This is a genomic window from Gordonia aquimaris (assembly GCF_026262595.1).
GTDB classification, from domain to species: Bacteria; Actinomycetota; Actinomycetes; order Mycobacteriales; family Mycobacteriaceae; genus Gordonia; species Gordonia tangerina.
This window is the reverse complement of the sequence record NZ_JAPKFM010000089.1, coordinates 1-372: the sequence shown is the minus strand read 5'-3', so window position 1 is coordinate 372 and position 372 is coordinate 1. Positions and strand designations below refer to the sequence as shown.

Here is a 372-nt window from a genome sequence, read left to right as displayed (position 1 = left end):
GCCGAGATCACCGGGGTGATGTCGGCGGAGAACGTGCGGATCGCCGCCGCCGCGGTGGCCGCATTGGCCGACAGTGTGTGTGAACACGATCCGCGCACCAAGCCGCAACGACAATCCGATGCCATGTTCTGCCTGCTGTCGGGCACCATGTTCGAATGCGACTGCGGTAGTGACGACTGCACCGCGGTCATCCCGGAGCCCGGGGTGGTGCCGCCGGCGGACTGCAAGGCCGTCCTCCACGTCGTCGCCGACGAGGCCACCGTGAAAGGGATGGCGAACCATGCCGGTTTCATGGACGGCCACGGAGTGATCTCGGGCGAGCATGTGCGCGACATCGCCGCGCGTGCCGACACCAAGGTCTCCTATCTGGTG

At 66.7% G+C, this 372-nt stretch carries 1 protein-coding gene; it reads left to right on the top strand.

The annotated features are described in order from the left end of the window. Positions 1–372 (top strand): DUF222 domain-containing protein (locus tag OSB52_RS24710; RefSeq protein WP_266063974.1); only part of this gene is annotated, 372 nt, incomplete at both ends.